The 20,148-nt window shown below is 63.1% G+C and carries 21 protein-coding genes; 10 read left to right on the top strand and 11 right to left on the bottom strand.

Annotation, left to right across the window (positions count from 1 at the left end; translation table 11 throughout):
- Positions 1 to 159 precede the first annotated feature (159 nt).
- Together DOM36_RS00505 and DOM36_RS00500 are read right to left on the bottom strand one after the other, a co-directional pair.
- Positions 160 to 885: a dienelactone hydrolase family protein gene (locus tag DOM36_RS00505; RefSeq protein WP_075568313.1), complete on the bottom strand. Its 726-nt coding sequence runs from the start codon at positions 883 to 885 to the stop codon at positions 160 to 162.
- A 189-nt stretch (positions 886 to 1,074) separates the two neighbouring features.
- Positions 1,075 to 1,971 (bottom strand): AraC family transcriptional regulator, encoded by an 897-nt coding sequence (locus tag DOM36_RS00500; RefSeq protein ID WP_232823682.1) that lies wholly within the window; start codon positions 1,969 to 1,971, stop codon positions 1,075 to 1,077.
- Between the two features lie 143 nt (positions 1,972 to 2,114).
- On the opposite strand from DOM36_RS00500, the gene DOM36_RS00495 reads away from it, so the two are divergent.
- On the top strand, positions 2,115 to 2,516 hold the full coding sequence (locus DOM36_RS00495; RefSeq protein ID WP_110640548.1) for a VOC family protein: 402 nt from the start codon (positions 2,115 to 2,117) through the stop codon (positions 2,514 to 2,516).
- A complete protein-coding gene (locus DOM36_RS00490) occupies positions 2,513 to 3,496 on the top strand; it encodes a saccharopine dehydrogenase NADP-binding domain-containing protein (protein ID WP_110640546.1) in 984 nt (327 codons plus the stop codon). Before DOM36_RS00495 ends, DOM36_RS00490 begins: the two co-directional genes overlap by 4 nt.
- A gap of 62 nt (positions 3,497 to 3,558) precedes the next feature.
- Here DOM36_RS00490 and DOM36_RS00485 read toward each other — a convergent pair whose 3' ends face one another.
- Entirely contained in the window at positions 3,559 to 4,161 is a 603-nt protein-coding gene (locus DOM36_RS00485) for a TetR/AcrR family transcriptional regulator (RefSeq protein WP_075568309.1), read from the bottom strand.
- A 170-nt stretch (positions 4,162 to 4,331) separates the two neighbouring features.
- On the opposite strand from DOM36_RS00485, the gene DOM36_RS00480 reads away from it, so the two are divergent.
- From DOM36_RS00480 to DOM36_RS00465, 4 genes are all read left to right on the top strand, one after another.
- On the top strand, positions 4,332 to 5,072 hold the full coding sequence (locus DOM36_RS00480) for an SDR family oxidoreductase (RefSeq protein ID WP_110640544.1): 741 nt from the start codon (positions 4,332 to 4,334) through the stop codon (positions 5,070 to 5,072).
- A gap of 48 nt (positions 5,073 to 5,120) precedes the next feature.
- A complete protein-coding gene (locus DOM36_RS00475; protein ID WP_110640542.1) occupies positions 5,121 to 5,528 on the top strand; it encodes a VOC family protein in 408 nt (135 codons plus the stop codon).
- A 112-nt stretch (positions 5,529 to 5,640) separates the two neighbouring features.
- Complete coding sequence (locus DOM36_RS00470) at positions 5,641 to 6,165, top strand: YgjV family protein (protein WP_075568304.1); 525 nt, start codon at positions 5,641 to 5,643, stop codon at positions 6,163 to 6,165.
- Between the two features lie 50 nt (positions 6,166 to 6,215).
- On the top strand, positions 6,216 to 6,833 hold the full coding sequence (locus tag DOM36_RS00465) for an AsmA family protein (protein ID WP_110640540.1): 618 nt from the start codon (positions 6,216 to 6,218) through the stop codon (positions 6,831 to 6,833).
- Here the strand turns inward: DOM36_RS00465 and DOM36_RS00460 are convergent.
- The 3 genes from DOM36_RS00460 to DOM36_RS00450 form a co-directional block, all read right to left on the bottom strand.
- Entirely contained in the window at positions 6,768 to 7,376 is a 609-nt protein-coding gene (locus tag DOM36_RS00460; protein ID WP_110640538.1) for a LysE family transporter, read from the bottom strand. The two genes, DOM36_RS00465 and DOM36_RS00460, sit on opposite strands and share 66 nt — an antisense overlap.
- A 13-nt stretch (positions 7,377 to 7,389) precedes the next feature.
- Positions 7,390 to 8,223 (bottom strand): AraC family transcriptional regulator, encoded by an 834-nt coding sequence (locus DOM36_RS00455; protein WP_110640536.1) that lies wholly within the window; start codon positions 8,221 to 8,223, stop codon positions 7,390 to 7,392.
- 102 nt (positions 8,224 to 8,325) lie between these two features.
- On the bottom strand, positions 8,326 to 9,015 hold the full coding sequence (locus DOM36_RS00450; protein WP_110640914.1) for a glutathione S-transferase family protein: 690 nt from the start codon (positions 9,013 to 9,015) through the stop codon (positions 8,326 to 8,328).
- 311 nt (positions 9,016 to 9,326) lie between these two features.
- On the opposite strand from DOM36_RS00450, the gene DOM36_RS00445 reads away from it, so the two are divergent.
- Both DOM36_RS00445 and DOM36_RS00440 read left to right on the top strand, forming a co-directional pair.
- A complete protein-coding gene (locus DOM36_RS00445) occupies positions 9,327 to 11,132 on the top strand; it encodes an assimilatory sulfite reductase (NADPH) flavoprotein subunit (RefSeq protein WP_110640535.1) in 1,806 nt (601 codons plus the stop codon).
- A gap of 16 nt (positions 11,133 to 11,148) precedes the next feature.
- Complete coding sequence (locus DOM36_RS00440) at positions 11,149 to 12,942, top strand: NADPH-dependent assimilatory sulfite reductase hemoprotein subunit (RefSeq protein ID WP_110640533.1); 1,794 nt, start codon at positions 11,149 to 11,151, stop codon at positions 12,940 to 12,942.
- Positions 12,943 to 12,963: 21 nt separating this feature from the next.
- Here the strand turns inward: DOM36_RS00440 and DOM36_RS00435 are convergent, their stop codons facing one another.
- Together DOM36_RS00435 and DOM36_RS00430 are read right to left on the bottom strand one after the other, a co-directional pair.
- Positions 12,964 to 13,797 carry a citryl-CoA lyase gene (locus DOM36_RS00435; protein WP_110640531.1) on the bottom strand — a complete coding sequence of 278 codons (834 nt, stop codon included), beginning with the start codon at positions 13,795 to 13,797 and terminating at the stop codon, positions 12,964 to 12,966.
- A gap of 15 nt (positions 13,798 to 13,812) precedes the next feature.
- On the bottom strand, positions 13,813 to 14,973 hold the full coding sequence (locus DOM36_RS00430) for a CoA transferase (RefSeq protein ID WP_198651148.1): 1,161 nt from the start codon (positions 14,971 to 14,973) through the stop codon (positions 13,813 to 13,815).
- A 146-nt stretch (positions 14,974 to 15,119) separates the two neighbouring features.
- Here DOM36_RS00430 and DOM36_RS00425 point away from each other — a divergent pair, with 146 nt between their 5' ends.
- Positions 15,120 to 15,785, top strand: a complete 666-nt coding sequence (locus tag DOM36_RS00425) for a helix-turn-helix domain-containing protein (RefSeq protein WP_075568296.1) — start codon at positions 15,120 to 15,122, stop codon at positions 15,783 to 15,785.
- A 182-nt stretch (positions 15,786 to 15,967) separates the two neighbouring features.
- On the opposite strand, the gene DOM36_RS00420 is transcribed toward DOM36_RS00425, so the two are convergent.
- A complete protein-coding gene (locus tag DOM36_RS00420) occupies positions 15,968 to 16,960 on the bottom strand; it encodes a tripartite tricarboxylate transporter substrate binding protein (RefSeq protein ID WP_110640527.1) in 993 nt (330 codons plus the stop codon).
- Between the two features lie 325 nt (positions 16,961 to 17,285).
- Here DOM36_RS00420 and rluF point away from each other — a divergent pair, with 325 nt between their 5' ends.
- A complete protein-coding gene (gene rluF, locus DOM36_RS00415; RefSeq protein ID WP_110640525.1) occupies positions 17,286 to 18,479 on the top strand; it encodes a 23S rRNA pseudouridine(2604) synthase RluF in 1,194 nt (397 codons plus the stop codon).
- Between the two features lie 43 nt (positions 18,480 to 18,522).
- Here rluF and DOM36_RS00410 read toward each other — a convergent pair whose 3' ends face one another.
- The gene (locus DOM36_RS00410) at positions 18,523 to 19,188 is read right to left on the bottom strand and encodes a GntR family transcriptional regulator (RefSeq protein WP_075568293.1); all 666 of its coding nucleotides are present in this window, start codon (positions 19,186 to 19,188) and stop codon (positions 18,523 to 18,525) included.
- Positions 19,189 to 19,216: 28 nt separating this feature from the next.
- Positions 19,217 to 20,128, bottom strand: a complete 912-nt coding sequence (locus DOM36_RS00405) for an aminotransferase class IV (RefSeq protein ID WP_075568292.1) — start codon at positions 20,126 to 20,128, stop codon at positions 19,217 to 19,219.
- Positions 20,129 to 20,148 lie beyond the last annotated feature (20 nt).

Genomic DNA, 20,148 nt, shown 5'->3' with positions numbered 1-20,148 from the left:
TGGCGGAGTCGACCAGCGATCGCGCCGGCCGAAGCCATCCTCGAGGACTGGCCGCTCACGCTTTGCCGCATTTTCACCGGCCCTGATTCATCAGCCCTGGCCTTTCAACACTCGCGCCGAAACGCTCTCAGCCATTCCGACACGAGCTCGACTCGCTTCTCAGGCGGTACGGCTGGCCAGGAAGGTCAGCGTACGACCGTGGGCCAGCGCCGACGCTTGCTGGTGGTAGCTCGCCCGTGCCCAGCAGTTGAAACCGTGCTCCGCTCCGTCGTACAGATGGACTTCGGCATTCTGGTGGCTGGCAAGTGCCTGGCGGGTCTGCTCGACATGCTCGAGCGGAATGTGGTCATCCTCGGCACCGAAGTGAAACTGGACCGGCACCTTGAGTTCGCCGGCCCGCGGCAGATACTCGGTGATGCCGCCGGCGTAATAGCAGATCGCCGCATCGACACCGGCATCCAGGGCGCAGAGGTAGGAAAAGACGCCGCCCATGCAGTAGCCCACCGAGGCTACCGGGCCGTCGCAGACCGGGCTTGCCTTCAACGCCTTGACCGCGGCGCGCAGGTCGCTGGTCGCCGTCGGGTAATCGAGCGCCTGCTTGTGGGCGACCGCCGCTTTCCAGTCGTCGCCGTCATATCCCAGCTCGACGTCCGGCTCATCGCGCCAGAACATGTCGGGCACGATGACGCTATAGCCATCCATCGCGTACTGCTCGGCGACGCCACGCATGTGGCCATTGACGCCGAAGATCTCCTGAATCAGCAGAATGCCCGGGCCTTTACCCTTGTGCGGCAGCGCCTGGTACGCCTTGAACGTCTTGCCGTCCTCGGCGGTGATCTCGATCCATTCGGTCTTGATGTTCGTCTGGGAATCGCTCTGAGACATGGTCTCTCCTTGTGGGCGGTTGACTGAACTTGAGATAGACGGTGAAGCCCGAGGGAGGAAGTCTAGCAGGCAATGAAAAAGACGAGAGTATGGCGATCCCCCGATCCCCCGATCCCCCGATCCCCCGAGCCGTCGGGTGGCAGGCAGATCAAAGGGAGGATAGTGGTTGGCCTGGCTCTGCAGCGTCTCTTACCGCTGCGTCTCACCCAGAATTCTCGCGGTATCCCGGGCCGGCGGCAGCCCGAATACCCGGGCGTAATCACGGCTGAACTGGGTGGCGCTTTCATAGCCGACTTCGAAGGCCGCGCTGGTGACGCTTTTGGCACCGGCCACCATGAGCATGCGTGCCTTGAGCAAGCGAACCCGCTTTTGATACTGCAATGGGCTCAGCGTCGTGACTGCCTTGAAGTGCCGGTGGAAAGCGGACACGCTCATCGACGCTTTCCGAGCCAGTGTCTCCACTCGGATCGGTTCGGCGAAGTCCCGCCGGATCCACTGAATGGCCTGGCTGACGCGTGCCATGGCGGTATCCGGCGCCGCGATGTCTCGCAGCATCCAGCCGTGGGGCCCTTGCAGGACGCGATAGAGAATTTCCCGCTCATATACCGGCGCGAGAGCCGCGATGTCGTCTGGCCTGTCCATCAATCGCAGCATACGTAGCCACGCGTCCATCAATTCAGGCGTGACCGCAGCCACCGAAAAGCCGGCTTCGCTTTCGTTGCGTTCGGCGGGCGAGGGCAGGTCGGTCAGCAGCGTCGAGAGCACCGTGGAATCGAGCGTCAGACTCAGCGCGAGATAGGGCTCTCCCGACGCCGCCGGATGGATCGTGCCCACCGCCGGCAACTCGATCGACATGACGAAATACGTGGCCGGATCATAGCGCAGCGTGCGCTCGCCGACGGTCATCGTCTTGCTGCCCTGCAGGATCAGATTGATCATCGGGTCGTAGACGGCGGCCAGCATATGTTCCGGGATTTCGCCCTGAACCATGGCCACCCGCGGGATACCCGTTTCGGTACGGCGATTCTCGGCCCTGGAAGCCAAGGCGCGAAGGTCGAGCAGTTGATCGTTCATGAGATCTTGCATGCCAAGCATGCTGATCCCGGGCGCGTGTCCGCGCAAGCAAAAAGCAGAAACGGGCAGGTTTGGGGCAGGAACGGCTGAGCCCGCGATGAGGGTAAGGGTTACGGTAGTCGCTGGCGACATCGTCGGAACCGCGAGGCTACTCCATGCTTGATCATCTCTTTCTATCCGTCAGCGATATCGAACGCTCGATTCGCTTCTACGAGGCCGTGCTCGCCCCGCTGGGGATTACGGCGCGGCTCGATTACGACGGCAAAGACGGCCCGCCGGGCCACCCGGATCTCAAGGGATTCGGCGCCAATGGCCGGATGTTCTTCTGGCTGCGCGAGGGTGTGGTCGAAGGAAAAGCCGTTCACGTCGGTTTCGTGGCGAACAGCAAGGCAGAAGTCGAGTCGGCCTACGCTGCGGCCATCGACAACGGTGCTATCGACAACGGCGCGCCCGGGGCACGGCTGCATTACGACCCCGACTATTACGCCGGCAACGTGCTGGATCCCGATGGCTACAGTCTCGAATTCGTCTACAAGAACTGGCAGCACGCGCAATGAAAAAACTCCTGATCTACGGCGCGACCGGCTATACCGGCCGCATGGCGGCAGCGCATGCCAAAACGTGGGGGCTCGATTTCGAGATCGCCGGACGCAACCAGCAAAGGCTGGCGCCCCTCGCTGAACAGCTGGGTGTTCCGTTGCGGGTATTTGAGGCCGAGGCCGATGCCGGGGCAGCGCAAGCCCTGGCCGGTATCGATGTGCTGCTGAACGTCGCGGGTCCTTTCGCGAAAACGGCGGAGCCATTGATGCGGGCGTGCCTCGAGGCCGGGGTCGATTACCTGGATATCACCGCCGAGATCAACGTCTATCGGTTGGCGGAACGCCTGGGTGATGAAGCAGTCGAGGCCGGCGTCATGCTGCTGCCTGGTGTCGGCTGGGACGTGGTGCCGACCGATTGCCTGGCAGTGCATGTCGCGCAGCGTGTGCACGAGCCGCAGTCGCTGAGGGTGGCGCTTCAGGTTCCCGGCTCCATGTCGCGGGGCTCCGCCATGAGCGTCAGCGAGATCATCGGCGCGGGTCTGATGGCGAGGGTCGACGGCCATCTCGTACCCATCCCCGAGGCGCAGCCGCAAGACTTCGATTTCGGCGAGGGTTTGGTGCCGTGCGCGCCGCTGTCGTTCGGGGATCTGGTGACCGCCTGGCACTCTGCCAGTATCCCCAATATCGCCATGTTCGTGCATGTCAGTGGCGATGCATTTCCCGAGGGCGATTTGTCACAACTGCCTGACGGCCCGACGGCGGAGCAACGCGATGCCCATCGCGCCCGCGCCGTGGCCGAGGTAACGGCGGCTGACGGCACGGTGGCCCGCTCGATGATCGAAACCGTCAACGGCTATTCCTATACGCCGCTGGCGGCCGTGGCGGCTGCAAGTCGAGTCCTCGAAGGTGAACGCCGGCCGGGTTTCGAAACGCCAGCGCGGCTGTTCGGTGGCGGGTTCGCCGAGACCATCGAAGGGACGACGATCACGGATTCATAGAGATCGATCTGTAGGCAGACTTGCAGAGATAGACGCGACGAATCCTGCGATGAGTCCACGGCTCAGGAAGCTGTCGTGGGTTCGTCGGCTTCCAGTTCATGCGCGATAAATCGGCCGGCGGTCCGGGCGACTTGCGTCAGGCGCTCGTAGGGCATGCCGTTGCAGGCCGAGGCGGATAGCCCGCGCAAGGTGACCGACACATAGTCGGTCAGGGACTCCGCATCCTGCGGATGGACTTGGTCGAGGTAAGCGCGAATCGCCTGGAGGCCGCCGCTGGCAAGATTCTCGGCCATCCGACGAGCGGCCGGGTCATCTGCCCGCATTCCCTCCGTAATCATGCAGCCTCGCAGCACGCTATCTCGACCGTACTGTTCGGCCGCGGCGAGCAGCAGCGCGGGAAGCGCTTCGGCGGGGGGGCGATCAGGTGCCAGAAGTTCGGCCAGCGGCAGGGCGTTTTCCTGCGCATAGCGCAGCATAGTCCGTTCGAACAGCTCTGCCTTGCTGCCATAGGCGGCATAAAAACTGGGCGGCTTGATGTCCATGGCGTGGGTCAGGTCCGCAAGGCTGACCGCGTCATAGCCGCGCTCATGAAAAAGCGCCTGGGCAATAGCGACGCCCGCTTCGCGATCGAAAGCAGGACGGCGTTGCCGGGTCTTGGCGTTCATGGGACCTCGCGAGATGAAAACTGCATTGTAGCGACTGCTATATCAAAGCTCCAATGCATGAGCAAGGACTTCTCTATATCGACCGCTAAATAAAGTGCGTGACCCATCGTGGTATGTAGCGTTCACTACATGGGTCATTTCCGTCTCCTTCCTCGTACAGGGAAATTTCCATGTCATTCCAAGATAAAGTCGTGCTGGTCACCGGTGGCTCATCCGGTCTGGGGCTCGCGATTGCGCAGGAGTTCGCCGAGCAGGGCGCTCGCGTGGTCATCACCGGGCGCCGACAGGAGGCGCTGGACGAGGCTTTGTCCAGCTTGGGCGACAACGCGGTCGCCATTGCCGCCGATGTGTCGAACACCTCCGATCTCGCCTCGATATTTAGCCGCATCGAGTCGCTGCATGGCCGTCTCGATGTCCTGATCGCCAACGCGGGGACGGGAGAAATTACGCCACTGGGTACGATCACCGAAGCGACCTTCGATCGCATTTTCAATCCCAACGTGAAAGGGGTGACGTTTACCGTCCAGGGCGCGCTGCCCCTGATGCCTAGGGGCTCCAGCATCGTCATCATCGGCTCGACCGCCTCGATGAACCCCGGCCCTGGCCTGAGTGTCTACGGCGCCACCAAGGCCGCTCTGCGTGCCATGGTCAGAAGCTGGATTCTGGACATCAAGGGTTCCGGCGTGCGGATCAATCTCCTCAGTCCCGGCCCGGTCGACACGCAATCTCTGCGCAGCATGCTGGCCGATGACGCGGAGCAGATCATTCAAGCGTTCAGCGAAAAGAGCACGCTCGGACGGATCGGCGAGGCACACGAAATCGGCAAGGCGGCGGCGTTCCTGGCGAGCGATGCCTCGAGCTATATCAACGGCGTCGAACTGTTCGCCGATGGTGGCGCGTCCCAGGTCTGATCAGCCAGCGAGCCGGTGACCCATACCACTGGAGCCTCTGCGCAAACCATGACCATCCTCGACCACATCGAATTTGCCGTGCGCGACGCCGAGGTGTCGCGTCGCTTCTACGAACTTGCCCTCGCGCCGCTGGGTATCGTCCGGGTCATCACCGTCGGGCCCGAGCGTACCCGCACCGGGGGCACGCGCCACGGTTTCGGCAAGGACGGCTATCCCAGCCTCTGGGTCCATGATCACGAGGCGCCTGGAGCGGGTATGCACATAGCCTTCGCGACGCGGGACCGGGGCATCGTCGATGCCTTCTATCAGGCCGCAGTGAAAGCGGGCGGAACCGACAACGGACCGCCCGGCGTCCGGACGCACTATCACGAGCACTACTACGCGGCCTACGTGCTGGACCCGGATGGCATCAATGTGGAAGTGGTCTGCCAAGCGTCTCACACCAGTTCCTCATGACGGCTGCGGATTTTGCATTGCCTCTCCTTTTTCATACTGAGGCATCGGTCGCGTTCCGAACCGTCTAAGCTTGAGGGCTTTCAAGTCAATCCTGCTCGACATTAGGAGCCGCATGGACGCTTTCAGCCCGACCTGGATCGCCGCCCAACTGGGCGGGCTCGTCGCTCTCGGCTTTATCATCATCGCCTTTGCCAGCCGCCAGGATGATCGGCTGCTGGTCTATCTGATCTTCGCCAATGTCGCTTTCGCGGTGCATTTCGGCTTTTTCGGGCAGTGGGTGGCGATGGGCATGTCGGTGCTGGTCGTCTTGCGTATCCTGCTGGCACGTCGTTTTCCCCGCAATCTGACGGTGATGAGTCTGGTGCTGGTCGCCAGTGGCCTCGTGGCGCTCGCGACGTGGCGCGAATGGTACGATCTCTTTCCTTTGCTGGCGGCCACCTTCGGCACGCTGGCGATGTTCCTGTTCCGCGGCCTGGTCATGCGGGCCATGCTCGCCGGCGTGGCGCTTAGCTGGTTGATCAATGCGTTGATCATCGGCTCGATCGGTGGTGCCATCGCCGAAGCGTTGGCGCTCGGCACCAACCTTCTCACCATCTGGCGTCTTCATCGCGCAAGGCATCGGCCCGAGTCAGGCTGATGACGATGTCTTTTTCGCAATCTCTGGTATCAACGCAAGGGAGCGAGGCCATGTTCAACGCGGCTCGCGGCCGCCGCGCCAGGCTATTCGGCCTGGCTGTCCTGGTGATGTTTCTGATCCTCGTGGTGGGGCCTTGGGCGCTCACGAAGTGGGCGGAAAGCCGCTTCACCCAATCGCTGGGGGAGCGTGTCCAGATCGAACGCGTCAGTTTCAATCCGTTCACGGCGACTGCCGCGTTCTCGGCGCTGCGAATCGGCGAGAACGGCACACCGATGATCTCGATCGAGTCCGGCAAGGTCGTCTTCTCGTGGTCGACGCTCTGGCAGCCCGGCATTCATATCTCTGAGGTGCAGCTCCATTCGCCACGTCTCCACCTCGTTTTTCCTTCCTCCGGGGCGCTCAACCTGACCACACTGGGCGAGGATTCATCGTCGGGGAACGTCGCGCCGCTCGGCATCGACCGTATCGAGGCGGACGACGGCCGGATCGATTGGCAGGACCGACGGATTTCCGGGAAGCCGTCATTGGGCGCCACTGACGTGAGCGTCACGCTGCACGATTATCAGCGCTGGCGATCTGGGCACTATTCGGCCAGCCATCAGTCAATCAGCCGTCAGCGGCAGCCAGACATGCTCGTAGCCGATGGACAGCGCGACACCCGCGAGTAGCGCGGCCATCCCCAGGCTGAAGCCCTGGAGGATTTTGGGATTCTCGAGTCGCTTGCCGAGCACGACACCGATCAGCGCGTAGCTGCCGGGGGCACCGACAGCCAGCGCGGCCAGACCCAGTGACCACAGCGTCAGGCTGAGCCCGTGGATGCCCGCAGCGGGAAACTGAATGGTGGCGATCGGCAGCGTCGCCACGATTCCCTTGGGATTGCACAGCTGCATGATCAGCCCATCGCGCAAGCGCATTACCCGTGGTGCCTGGCGCACGGCCGGCAGGTCGATGCTCGAACGGGCGATCTTGATGGCGAGATAGAAGATGTAACCGCAGCCCAGCGCGCCCACCACCGCAAGCATATCGCCCCGGACCCAGGCGGCACCGGCCCAGCCGAACAGGAGAAACAGGATCAGCATGGCCAGCCCCACGCCGATATAGAACCCCAGCGAGGATCTGGCCTGGCCATGGAGCCCGGCATTCAGGCCGAGCAGGTTCACGGGCCCAGGCGTGTACATGACGCCCAGAGCATAGGCGACGATCGCTAACATGGCGGACTCTCGGTCAGGGGGTGACGGCGCGCTGGTACTGGTACGGCGTCATGGCGTAGATGCGTTTGAAGCGCCGGTTGAAGTGGCTGAGGTCGGCGAAGCCGTAACGCATCGCAACCGCGCTGGGCTGCTCGCCGGTTTCCAGCGCATGACGCGCGGCGTTGATGCGGCAGTTGATGACATACTGGTGCGGCGTCATGCCGAACTGCTGGCGGAACAGTCGCAGGAAATGGTACTTCGAAAGATGCGCAGCCTGGCTCAGATCGTCCAGCGACATATCCTCTTCCAGATGAGCGAGAACGTACTCCCTGGCGCGCTTCAGCAGCGCATCGGAGCGGCCCACGACGGCCCCCGGATTGAACTGGCCGTCACGCTGGACGAGTCGGGTGGCGATCCGGTAGAGGGCGTATTCCTGGTCGATACGGCTGCCGACATGCTGGGTCACCAGGCGCGCCAGCTCCAGGATGGCGTCGCGCAGTACCGGGTCGGGGATCAGCGTGTCGCGGCTTCTGAAGCTTTCGGTACTCTCGTGCCCCGTCGCATCGGCAAACGCGGCTTCGAGCTGGGCGGGCGACACGTAGGTCATCACGTAGCCCAGCGCGCTGCCGCCACCCGACTGGCCATCGTGGACCTCGCCGGGATTGAACTGGATGACGTTGCCGGGCGGGCTGCGGTGATACTGCCCGCCGCTGAAGAAATCCTGGCGGCCGGCGAGCGTGACGCCGAAGGCATACTCCTCGTGAGCGTGAGGATCGTAGCGAAAATCACTCATCGCCGCTTGCAGCACGGTAAGCTCGGGCACGTGCCGACTCTTGAAAAACCGAAACTGGCTGGTCTGCTTGGCCATGACTCCTCTCCCCGAACGCCGATCCGCCTAGCCTAGGCCGAGCGGCATGCCGATAGCTTGGACATTATTGCGCAATGGCAGGCGACGAGGCCGGATCTCGACTCAGGCTCGCTGGCGCCGATCCTCGATGATTCGTCTGCCACGAATGCAGTCGGCCTCATGTGGCTCGTCGATCCACGGCTCGGCGATGCCCTGTTCGATCCATTCGGCCACCGCCGGATGCGCGAGCAGGCGCTCGGCGTAGGCCATGGCATCGGGGCCGAGCTCGATGCCGTAGCCGCGGATACGCACCGCCACCGGGGCGAACATGGCATCCACGGCGGTGAATGCGTCGCCGGCGAGCCATGGGCCGCCAAACGCCTCGAGACCTTCCTGCCAGAGAATATCGAGGCGAGTCAGATCCTTCTCGAGCGCTTCGCTCGGCGTATCCAGATCGAGGGTCAGCGAGCAGTTCATCGAGCACTCGTCGCGTATCGCCGCAAAGCCCGAGTGCATCTCGGCACTGGCGCAGCGCGCCCAGGCCCGGGCGGCGCGATCGCCGGGCCATGCGGCCGGGTGACCCTCGGCAACATATTCCAGAATCGCCAGTGAATCCCACACCACCTGCTCGCCATCGTGCAGGCAGGGCACTTTGGCCGTGGGCGAAAAGTGCGTGAACGCCTGCTGCTGGCCGGCACCTTCGAACGGCGTCAGCACCTCCTCGAACGGGATGTCCAGCGCGCGCAGCAGCACCCAGGGTCGCATCGACCAGGAAGAGTAGTTCTTGTTGGCAATGAAGAGTCGATACGTCATGGCGGCCTCCGCTGTCAGGGAAACGTCGAGTATTGCGATTTCGTCGTTGATCCGCAAAGCCTCGGTCACTCGGTCGCCGAACGTTCGAGAGAACAGCGCCTGATTACTCGGGACACAGCGCGCGATCCAATGAAGCGTGATCGTTCGATGGAATAAGCACAGCGCCGATCGGACTTTTTGATTCTTTTCACTCGCCCCAACACTCAACGGTTAACCGACTAGGCTTTAGCCAATCGATGTCGAGAGCGCGCTTTGCGCCGTTTCGTTCAATTACCGGTTGATCGGTTACCGGATATGCCGAGAGGTCATGGATGGCTCCCAACTCGCTGACCGACACCAACAGCCCCCTGAGTGCCGATCAGGCCAAGCGCGTGCAGCAGGCGCTGGCGGATCTGGATGCCTCCCAGCGCCAGTGGTTGAGCGGTTATCTGGCCGGTCTCGGCGCCCAGGCCGCAGCAGGGACGACGCAGGCCGGGGCCTCGCAGACAACGCCGACAGCGTCCACCACGTTGACCGTGCTCTACGGCAGCCAGACCGGCAATGCCGAGGGGGTGGCCGAGCTGGCCGCCGAGCGTGCCCGTGCCCAGGGCTTCGACGTCACGCTATTGAGCATGGCGGATGCCAGCAAGAAGACGCTGAAGGCGGTCGAGCGGTTGCTGGTCGTCGTCAGCACCCAGGGCGACGGCGATCCGCCCGACCCGGCGCTCGAATTCCACGAGCTGATGATGGGCCGCAAGGCGCCCAAACTCGCGGGGCTGCGTTTTGCCGTGCTGGGGCTAGGCGACGCCAGCTACGAGCACTTCTGCCAGACCGGCAAGGAGTTCGACGCCCGGCTGGCAGAGCTCGGTGGCGAAGCGATCCACGAGCGGATGGATTGCGACGTGGATTATGAAGAGACGGCCGAAACCTGGATCGACGAGGTGCTCGAGTCGCTGGCCGGGGATCTCGCCACGCCGCCACCGACTCAGGTCGCCGCAACCGACGCTTCGCAACACGTTCAGCCACGCTACTCCAAGAAGCATCCGTTTTTGGCCGAAGTGCTGACCAGCCAGCCGCTCAACGGTCGCGACTCGGACAAGCAGACCCTGCATCTCGAACTGTCGCTGGAAGAGTCGGGGCTCGAATATCTGCCGGGCGATGCGGTCGGCGTGGTGCCGCAGAACGACCCTGGCCACGTCGACGAGCTGATCGAGATGCTCAAGTTCGATGCCGAATCGCCGCTGGAAGAGGGGCGCATGCTGCGGGACGCGCTGCTGACGGACTTCGAGGTGACGACGCTGACGCGGCCGTTCCTGCAGCAATGGGCCGAATGGTCGCAGGCGCCGGAATTGCGCCGGCTGCTGGGTGAAGAGGCCCGCGATGAACTGCGTGACTGGCTTCACGGGCGCCAGATCATCGATGTGGTCGAGCAGTTCCCGGTCGAGGGGATCGATGCCGCCCAGTTTTCGGCGGCGCTGCGCAAGTTGCCGCCACGGCTCTATTCCATTGCTTCGAGCCAGGCAGCCGTGCCCGACGAAGTGCATCTCACCGTCGCCGTGGTGCGCTACGAGACGCACGGCCGCGCCCGCAACGGCGTCACCACGAGCTACCTGGCGGATCGCATCGAGCCCGGCGATCGCGTGCCGATCTATATCGACCGCAACAAGCAGTTCAAGCTGCCGGACGATGACGAGGCGCCTTTGATCATGATCGGCCCCGGCACCGGCGTTGCCCCGTTTCGCGCTTTCCTGCAGGAACGCGAGGAGCGTGGCGCCGGCGGCGACAACTGGCTGTTCTTCGGTGACCGACGCTTCCGCAGCGACTTTCTGTATCAATCGGAATGGCTCAAGTGGCGCCAGCATGGCTTGCTAACGCGATTGGATGTCGCTTTCTCTCGCGATCAGGCCGACAAGGTCTACGTTCAGGATCGTCTGCGCGAACAGGCTGAAACGCTCTATGCCTGGCTCGAAGCAGGGGCGTATGTCTACGTCTGTGGCGATGCCGAGTTCATGGCGCCGGACGTGCATCAGGCGCTGCGCGACGTCATCCGTGAGCAGGGTGGGCACGGCGAGGCCGGCGCCGACGATTATCTGCGCGAGATGCAGCAGGAGAAGCGGTATCAGCGCGACATCTATTAAGCGTAGGAGCGCCAACATGGACATCATCGCCAAATTGCGTGACGTACCCTTGGATGAGCTGCATCCCAACGAGCGGCTCAAGGTTGAAAGCGATTACCTGCGGGGGACGCTCGAAGAGGGTCTGGCCGACCGTGCTACCGGTGCCGTCGCCGAGGACGATACCCAACTGACCAAGTTCCACGGCTTTTACCAGCAGGATGATCGAGACCTGCGCGACGAGCGCCGGCATCAGAAACTCGAACCGCTCTACAGCTTCATGGTGCGATTGCGGCTGCCCGGCGGTCTGGTCACGCCGGCGCAGTGGCAGACCCTCGACGACGTGGCGTCACGCTACGCCAACGGCACGCTGCGCATCACCACACGGCAGACCTTTCAGTACCATGGCGTGCTGAAGGAAAATCTGCGGCCGCACCTGCAGACGATCCATCAGGCCATGGTGGACACCATCGCCGCCTGTGGCGACGTCAACCGCAACGTGATCTGCACCGCCAATCCGCATCGCTCGGCCGTTCATCGTCAGGTTTACGAGTTGAGTCACCGGATCAGTACCCGACTACTGCCCAGCACCCGCGCCTATCACGAAATCTTCCTCGGCGAGGAGCGTGTCGCCGGTGGGGCCCAGGAACGTGGATCGAAGAGTGAATCGGAGCGCGCTGAGCCGGAAGTGAAGGTGGGAGACGACCACGAGCCGATCGACCCACGGGAGCCGCTCTATACGCGCCATTATCTGCCACGCAAGTTCAAGGTGGCACTGGCGATTCCGCCGGAGAACGATGTCGATCTGTTCGCCCACGACGTCGGTTTCATCGCCGACGTGGTCGACGGCGAGCTTCACGGCTTTACCGTCTGCATCGGCGGTGGCATGGGCATGACCCATGGCGAGCCGTCGACCTTTCCGCGCCTTTCCGATCCCATCGGATACTGTTCGCCGGAAGCCGCGCCCGCCGTCGCGGAAGCGATCATGCTGGTCCAGCGCGATAACGGCAATCGCCGCGATCGCAAGCAGGCACGACTGAAATATACCGTCGAGGAGATGGGACTCGACGCGTTCAAATTGGAGGTGGAACGGCAACTGGGCGAATCGCTGGCACCGGCGCACGACTATCACTTCGACAACAACGGCGATCGGCTGGGCTGGATACAAGGCGATGACGGTCGTTGGCACTATGGCCTGTTCGTCCAGAACGGCCGCATCGCCGACTTCCCGGATGGCCCGCAGCTACGCACCGGTCTGCGCGAGATCGCCGAGCAGCATGACGGCGATCTGGTTCTGACCACCAATCAGAACGTGATCATTACCCAGGTCGAAGAGTCCCGGCGCGGGGCCATCGACGCGCTGCTGGACCGTCATCGGCTGGTCGCGGAAACTTCGCCGCTGCGACGCAACGCCATGGCCTGCGTGGCATTCCCGACCTGCGGGCTGGCGATGGCGGAAAGCGAGCGCTACCTGCCGTCGCTGATCGACCGGCTCGACGCCGTGATGCGCAAGGCTGGGCTCGCCGACGATGCCATCATCGTGCGCATGACCGGCTGCCCCAACGGCTGCGCGCGTCCGTACCTGGCCGAGATCGGCTTCGTCGGCAAGGCGCCGGGGCATTACAACCTCTATCTTGGCGGCGGTTTCAGCGGCCAACGGCTGAACAAGCTCTACCGCGAGAACATCGACGAAGCGACCATTCTCGAGGCGCTGACGCCGCTGATCCAGCGCTACGCCACCGAGCGTGAAGATGGCGAGCCCTTCGGCGACTTCGTGATTCGCATCGGCGAGATCAACGCGACCACCGCCGGGCGTGTGTTTCACCAGACTTGAACGGCCGCCGTTCAAGAGAGATCAGCCCCGGCTTGGTACCGGACGCTTGGCCGGACCGCCGTAGGGCCACAGCCAACCCTTGGGCATCGGTCCTTTGTTGCGACCGCCCTGGCACTGCTGTTCCCAGGCGTGGGCGAGGATGCCCACCGAGCGCGACAGGCAGAACAGGCCGCGAGCCAGCGGGGCGGGAAAGCCCAGTTCGGCATAGATCACGGCGGTAGCACCGTCGATGTTGAGCGGAATCGGCTTGCCTTTCATGGCGATGAGCTGGCGTTCGACCTCGCGGGCAATGGCGACGAAATTGCCATCCACCTCGCCGCGACCGGCGGCTTCCTCGACCAGTTCCAGCAGTCGCGGCCCGCGGGGATCGACCGGATGGAAGCGGTGACCGAAGCCGGGAATGATTTTGGTTCGTTCTCGCTGCCAGGCGGCAATCCCTTCCTGGACGGCGGCTTCCAGCTTGTGCCCGCCAAGCTGGTATTCGAGGATCGACTGGTACAGCTCGACGGCCTGTTCGCCAGCGCCGCCGTGGACGTCGTCGAGCACGTTGACGGCCGAGGCCATGGCGTTGTTGAGGCTGCTGCCGCAGGTCACCGCCATCCGTGCGATGGCGATGCTCGGGGCCTGCGGACCGTGATCGACAGCGCTCATCAACGCCGCTTCCAGCAGCGCCGCCTGCGCTCGGGTGGGCAGCTCACCGCGAGTCATCAGCCACACCATGTCGGTAAAGCCGACGTTGCCGATCAGCTCCTCGATCGGGTAGCCGCGATAGCGGATCTCGCCGGGGCGCATATCGATGATGTCGGTTTTCCACCACTGCTGAGCCTGGTATTCGGGCGTGTGAGCGTCGGTCATGAGATATCTCCGGTTCTATTCGTCGTTGGCGGCGTGAGCGGAAAGCAGGGTGGCGTTGTCCTGGCCTAGCCGAGGCGGCGGCGACGCTACCCGCGGTGGCTGGTCATCGAAGCGATAACCGCCGCTGACCACCTCCAGCGGTCGGCCGATCGAGGTGTCGTCGAATCGCTCGATCAGCCCGCGGTCGCGAACCTGGGGGTGGGCCAGCGCTTCGGCGACGCTGTAGACAGGCCCGGCGGGCACGCCGGCTTCGACCAGGCGTGGCCACCAGTACTCGGTCGTTTCCTGTTTCAGCACCACCTCGATGCAGTCGCTCAGCGCCTGTCGGTTATCCAGCCGTGCCTGGCGCTGGGCAAATCGCGTATCCGTCAGCCATTCGGGGCGTCTGAGCAAATGGCAGATCGCTTCGAACTGCTCCTGCTTGTTGGCGGCGATATTGATCAACCCATCGGCCGTGGAGAAGGTGCCGGAAGGGCTCGCGGTCACGTTGTCGTTACCGAGCGGCTGCGGCGGCTTGCCGGCGATGAGCAGGTTGGATACCGCCCAGCCCATGGTGGCGAGCACGGACTCGAGCATCGAGATATCGATGAAGTGTGCCTTGCGCGGGCGCTCCGCTAGTGCCGCGTTGATCGCCATCGCCGCCGTCAGGCCGCCAACGGTGTCGGCCAGCGGATAGCCGACCCGGTAGGGTGCGTTCTCCGGCGCGCCGGTGATGCTCATCACGCCGGCCATGCCCTGAATGATCTGGTCGTAGGCCGGATAGTTGGCCAGCGGGCCGTCCTGGCCGAAACCGGAAATCGCGCAGTAGACCAGTTCGGGATTGGCCTGGCGCAAGGTCTCGAAACCGAGCCCGAGGCGCTGCATCACGCCGGGGCGGAAGTTCTCGACCACGACATCGGCGGTGGCGACCAGTTCGAGAAAGGCTTCACGCTCTTCCGGTCGCTTGAAGTCGAGCGTCACCGAACGTTTGCCGGCGTTCTGGGCGAGGAAGGAAACCCCCATCAGCGCCTGATTGAGCGCGGGGTCCGCGCCGAGCTGGCGGGCCAGATCGCCACCCTGGGGTCGTTCGACCTTGATCACCTCGGCCCCCAGATGAGCCAGTTGATGGCAGCAGAACGGGCCGGCCAGCACGTTGGTCAGATCGAGTACCCGATAACCGGTTAACGGCGATGACATCATTCCTCCTGATGAAACAAATTCTTTCAGAGAGAATATGTTCGGTGCGAGTTGGTTGCAATAGCGTTTTGTCTGTCGCAACATTCGCCATTAGTTCAAGTCAAATGTCCGTGACAGAAAATATCCACGATCGAAAGGAGCGTCCCATGGCCCAGCGACGTGTGGAGGCCGTCGAGCGAGCCCTGACTCTGCTCGAGGCGTTCTCCCAGGAGCGGCGAGAGTTCTCGTTGACCGAACTCGCCAACGCCTCGGGTTTTTACAAGAGCACCATCCTGCGGCTGATGGCGTCGCTGGAGCATTTCGGCTACGTCACCCGTGACGAGCGCGGCATCTACCGGGTCGGCCCCGCCGTGTCGCGCCTGGCGCCGCTGGCGGGCGACGGACCGCAGCTCGAGAATCTGGTGCGGCCGATTCTGGAATCGCTGCGCGACGCCAGCGAAGAGACCGCCTCTTTCTACGTCCGCGATGGCGACCATCGTATCTGTCGGCTGCGCGAAAACGGTCGGCTGGAGGTGCGCCACCACCTCGAGGAAGGCGTCAGACTGCCTCTGGGTCGCGGTGCGGCGGGCCGGGTGCTCAATTACGAGACACCCCGGGGCCAGGTCGCGGTGTCGAGCGGAGAGCGCCAGGCCGGCCTGTCGGCGGCGGCCATCGGCATCTATAACGGTGAAGGGGAGTTGATGGGCGCGCTGGCGTTGTCGGGTCCGAGCGAGCGATTCAACCTGGCCGCCAAGGACCGCCACATGCCGCTACTGACACAGTACGCCCCGCGTCTCGAACGCCAATGGCCACGCGCGCTGCGCACCTCCTGAAAATCGGCGTTCGCGTGATACAACGGACGGCTCGGTAGCGAGTCGTCCCGTTGCCAACGAGTTGCCAGCTGATTGCGAGCAGGAATCGAGATTTACCTTGCTGCTGAACCCGCTTGTGGAACCGCCGTGTCGGACTGGACTTACCAAATCAGGCTCGCCAGATCAGACCCGCCGGATCAGGCTTACTGGATCAGGCCGACTTCCTTGGAGATCTCTTCGATATCGGCGATCTGCTGGTGGACGTAATCCTTGAAGTCGTCGCCGCTACGGTCGAACGGAATCAGCCCGTTCTGACGCATGACGTCCTTCCACTCCTGACTTTCGTACACCTTGTGCAGGGCATCTTCCCACCAGGCGACGTCTTCGTCGGAGAGTTTCGGCGGTAGGTAGAAGCCGCGCCAGTTGATGCCTTCGACATCCACGCCCTGTTCCTTGGCAGTGGGGAAGTCGTTGAGCGCACCGGGCAGGCGGCCATCGGCGAGTACGGCGAGAACGCGAAGATCGCCCGATTCGACGAAACCCAGAATCTCCGAGGCGTCTCCGGAGAAGGCGTCGATATGACCGCCGACGACCTGCGTCATCGCTTCGCCGCCGCCGTCGAACGGAAGATACTTGATCTTGTTCAGCGGCTTGATGCCGTCGGCGCGGGCCATCATCAGTACCTTGAGATGATCCCAGCCCCCGCTGGCACTGCCGCCGGCAAAACTGACGCTGGAGGGTTTCTGCTCCATCGCGTAGAGCAGATCCTCGAGGGTCCGGTAGGGAGAATCCTTGCTCACCGCGATGACGCCGTAGTCGGCGCCGACGGTGCCGGCCCAGTTGACCATGTCGGCGTCCAAGCCCGGAAACTGATGCTGGGCCAGGCGGGTGGTGGTGGACGTCGACGCCGAAACGATGACGTCGTTCTGACCGGCCCGTTTGGTGACGACGTGAGAGAATGCGACGCCACCGCTGGCGCCTGGCATGTTGGTGGTCTGGACGCTGCCGTCGATGGCGCCGATTTCACTCAGTACCTGCCCCACGCTGCGGCAGGTGAAATCCCAGCCGCCGCCGGGATTGGCGGGCGCGATACAGTCGATCTTCCCGCTCGGACCGGCCGCCTGGGCCGACAGGGACAGCGTTGCCAACGTGAGCGCCGCACAGAGTGCGGATGGTTTCAAGGACAGCAGTTTCATGACGTCTCCATTATTCTCTCTTATAGAACCTGTTCCGACAGTGGAAATTATGTCGGCTCGGGAACGGGGTCAATCTCAAGACCATGAATTACGACTAAAGAATATTGACAGAGGCTATATTGTTCTCTCAGGTAGAACTTTTCGGGCCGACAAGTTCCCCCGGCAGTCGTAGAGAAGACGCTATCGACGGGTCCAGGTTTTATCCCCGCGGCTTGAGCGTCAAACTACCCGGACGCGTCGTCCTCGGTTGGGAGGGCTGACGCCTTCGGGGAGTGGACGACTCCGAGCCATCTCTTTATCAACTATCTGGCCACCACGGTGTTTTATGGCGTTACGACAATCGACCCGTATCAACAAGTACATCAGCGAAAGCGGGATGTGCTCTCGCCGTGAAGCCGACCGTTTCGTGGAGCAGGGCAACGTATGGATCAACGGGCGCCGAGCGACGACCGGCGACCAGGTGGTGGCGGGGGATCGGGTCAAGGTCAATGGGCAGGAGATCGAGCCTCAGGAAGCGGAGGATCTGATCCTGATCGCGCTGAACAAGCCGGTGGGTATCGTCAGCACGACCGAGTCCAGCGAGAAGGACAATATCGTCGAGTTCGTGAAACACGGCGCGCGAATCTTTCCCATCGGCCGACTCGACAAGGATTCCCAGGGGCTGATCTTCCTGACCAACAACGGCGATCTGGTCAACAAGATCCTGCGCGCCAACAATCATCATGAGAAAGAGTATCAGGTGACGGTCAACAAGCCGGTCACCGACGAATTCATCGACGGCATGCAAAGTGGCGTGCCGATTCTGGGCAAGGTGACGAAGCGCTGCCAGGTGCGCAAAGAGTCCACGTTCGTGTTCACCATTACCCTGGTGCAGGGGCTCAACCGACAGATACGCCGCATGTGCGAGTATTTCGGCTATGAAGTCACTCAGCTGATTCGTACCCGGATCATGAACGTGGCGCTCAAGGGTCTGGCGCTGGGCGACTGGCGGGATCTGACCGAAAAGGAACTCGACGGTATTCTCGCGCTGACCCAGCAGTCCGAGAAGGTGGCCGACAAGGGCCAGTCACCCCGCGCCAGGTCGGCGTCGAAAGCGGGTGCGAAAAGCGCCGGTCATGGGCCAGGGAATAGCTCGGCCGGTGGCGCGAAGAACAAGCCGCCCAGCGCGGGTGGCAAGGGTGGCCCCGCCAGCCGTCACGCCGCGAAATCGGGCGCGCGGGGCTCGGCCACCCCCCCGGGGAAGGGCAGGTCTGCAGAGAAGGGCAAGCCGGCCGCGAAGCGCAAACCGGCCATGAAGGGAAAGCCAACGGCGAACGGAAAACCCGGCGCCAAAGGCAATCCGAAGGCCACCCAGGGCAAGCCTGGCGCCAGGGGCAAGCCGGCAGGGCAACACGCCACGAAGTCCGGCAACGGCGGGCCGAGCCAGTCCAAGGCGGCGTCATCGAAACCGGGCAAACCTGATGCCCGCCGAAGCGGCAAGAGCGCCGGCCGTTCAGCGCAGGGTCGCAAGAAGCGCTAAGGCGCGGGCCGTCGATGCCGATGTTTGCGCCGCTCGCGCCGCGTCAGCCGACGTGGTCGATTACCTGATCGAACCCCTGCTTCATGTGCGCTTCGATGAAGTCGAGCGCCGCCGGCAGGGACTCTCCCTTGGCATGCTCCAAATAGCGGTCGTGGGACTGGCGCGCCGGGCCGGATCGGTTGTGTGCCCGCTGATGCAGGACGAAATAGCAGCGCAGATGCGGCTTGACTCGCCCCCAGGCATCGATCAGCAGGGCATTGCCGCTGAGTTCGTAGCACCACTGATGCAGCTCCAGCTCACGATCGATGGCAAGCGCACTGTCGCCGCTGTCGATTGCCTCGAGCAGGCGGGCGTGACGCCGGTCGAGATCCGCGAAACTCTCTGCGCTGCGTTTGGGCCACAGGCTGCGAAACGCCATCTGCTCGATCCCGGTGCGGTACTCGTAGAGTTGATGCAGCCCTTCGCTGGTCAGCTCGAGTACCCGCACGCCCTTGTAGGGCTCGCTGATCAGCAGTCCGATATTCATCAGGTGCCGAATCGCTTCGCGCAAGGGAGCGCGACTGACCCCGAGCTGCTTGGCGAGCGCGTTCTCGGTCAGTCGTGTCCCCGGCGCAATCGTGCCGTTGGCGATCAGCGTCTGTAGACGCTGTGCGGTCTGTTCCCAGAGTGTGCGTCGCCCGGGTATCTGCTCGATGTCGGTGGTGAACATTCGGTTCCAGCGGTTGGAATGGAGGCCTTCAGGCGTGCAGGTAGGCGTCGTAGAGCGCCGCCAGACGTGCCGTAAGGCTTTCGCTTTGGGGGTTCACGATAGCATGTCCGTCGATTTGATAGACCGGTGTCAGACCGCCAAGCGTGCCGGTCACGAAAGCCTCGTCGGCAGTGTAGGTCTCTGCCAGGGTATAGTCCGTCTCGCGAACGACGATACCGTTGTCGCGGGCCAGACGCATGACTGTCTTGTGGGTGATGCCGTTGAAGTTGTAACGGCCGGTTGAGGTCCACAGCTCGCCATCGCGAACGATGAAGAAGTTGGTGGAGTTGCAGCTGGCGACGAAACCGTGAGGGTCGAGCATCAGCGCCTCGTTGGCCCCGGCGTTGATCGCCTGGATCAGGGCCTGAATGAAGTTGAGTCGGCTGTGGGAGTTGAGCCTGAGATCGAACACGTCCGGCGAGCTGCAGCGAAACGTCGACGTGAACAGCGTCAGCCCCTTCGCCTTGGCCGCCTTGTCGATCACCTTGTGCTCGGCAACGATGACGATGGTCGCCTCGCCGAGCAGGAATCGCGGGTCCTGGTTGGGCGTGCTCTTGAGGCCGCGGGTGACCATCAAACGGATATGAACGCCGTCGGTCATGTCGTTTTTCGCCAGCGTCTCGTGGATCAGGCCGACCAGTTCGTCGCGGTCGACACCGATATCCAGTGAGATCGACGCCGCCCCCTGATAGAGGCGCTTCATGTGCTGGTCGAGTGCGACCAGCTTGCCGTTCACCAGGCGAATACCTTCCCACACGCCATCACCCAGCACGAAACCGCTGTCGAAGATCGACACCGTCGCCTGGCTCTTGGGTTTGAATTCGCCGTCGACGTAGACGATGACGTCCTCGTTGCGCGCGTCGGCGACGTAGGATTGCGAGCTGCCGTTGGTATGGGTCATTCGGGTGTCTCCAGAAAACG

Source organism: Salinicola sp. CPA57, from assembly GCF_003206035.1.
Classification (GTDB): domain Bacteria; phylum Pseudomonadota; class Gammaproteobacteria; order Pseudomonadales; family Halomonadaceae; genus Salinicola; species Salinicola socius.
Note: the sequence above shows the minus strand (reverse complement) of the source record. Positions and strands in the feature narration are given on the sequence as shown.